Origin of the sequence: Citrobacter sp. FP75 (assembly GCF_018342065.1) — a bacterium.
Classification (GTDB): domain Bacteria; phylum Pseudomonadota; class Gammaproteobacteria; order Enterobacterales; family Enterobacteriaceae; genus Citrobacter.
Genome location: NZ_JAFDOE010000027.1, coordinates 1 through 1,210, shown reverse-complemented (window position 1 = coordinate 1,210; position 1,210 = coordinate 1). Strand labels below are relative to the sequence as shown.

Sequence of the window (1,210 nt, the reverse complement as noted above, 5' to 3'; positions counted from 1 at the left end):
TGTAAATAGACCCGTTTTAGTTCCAGGCATTTTTTGAGATCCCGGCCAAATGATTGTGTTGCCGATATTCCTCCGGCGTCATATTGTTCAGTGATTCATGCGGGCGTTCACAGTTATATTCTGACACCCATCTTTCCGTGATTTCCCGCACTTCATTCAGCGTTCTGAACAGATAAAAATCGAGTATTTCTGTACGGTATGTTCGGTTAAAGCGCTCAATAAAAGCGTTCTGCGTCGGCTTACCCGGCTGAATAAATTCCAGTTTTACTGCATGTTGCTCTGCCCATTCAGCCAGTGCAAGTGAGATAAATTCCGGACCATTATCCATGCGTAGCATGACCGGATAGCCGCGATTTGCCGCGATCCTGTCGAGTACACGGACCACGCGCAAAGCTGGCAGATTCAGATCGATTTCAATCGACAATGCCTCACGGTTAAAGTCATCAACGACATTGAACGTGCGAAAACGACGGCCACAGACCAGAGCATCATGCATAAAATCGACAGACCAGCTCTGGTTCAGCGCTTCCGGTGTGGCCAGTGGCGAGGGATTACGCACCGGCAACCGTTGTTTGCCTTTACGGCGAAAATTCAGCTTCAGCAGACAATAAATACGATGGATCCTTTTGTGATTCCACGGGTATCCCTGCCGCCGCAGAACCTGGAAAAGTTTTGGAAAACCGTACCGTGGGTATCGCTCTGCCACTGCCTGTAACGCGACAATAACGGGTTCGTCACGCGTGGTATCCGGACGGTAATGGTAAACCGTTCTGCTCAGGTTCAGACTCCGGCAGGCCTGACGGATACTGAGTCCAAATGTCGTTATCAGATGAGTGACCAGCTCACGCTTAAAGGCTGGTTTTAAAGCTTTTTTTCGATAACGTCTTTCAGCGCCCGGTTCTCAAGGCTCAGGTCGGCAAACATCTGTTTGAGACGTCGATTCTCGTCCTCAAGATCCTTGATCTTTTTAACATCAGAAGCCTCCATGCCGCCGTATCTGGACTTCCAGTTGTAGTAGGTGGCTTCAGAGATACCGGCCTCCCGGCAGACATCTTTAACGGTTCGTCCGGCTTCAACCGATTTAATTACAGCAATGATCTGATGCTCAGTAAAACGGGCTTTACGCATAGCGATCTCCTTTGTTGGCAGAGTGATTATGCCGGAGGGTCTCTAAATGTGAATGGCACGATTATGCGGGATACTTACAGTA

1 protein-coding gene is annotated in these 1,210 nt (G+C 48.9%); it reads right to left on the bottom strand.

Annotated elements, in window-relative coordinates; translation table 11 throughout:
• Nucleotides 1-16 precede the first annotated feature (16 nt).
• A protein-coding gene (locus tag JQ822_RS24290; protein ID WP_213135450.1) for an IS3 family transposase occupies nt 17-1,128 on the bottom strand; the annotation gives its coding sequence in 2 pieces (ribosomal slippage) (nt 17-867 and nt 867-1,128; 1,113 coding nt in all).
• Nucleotides 1,129-1,210: the final 82 nt, after the last annotated feature.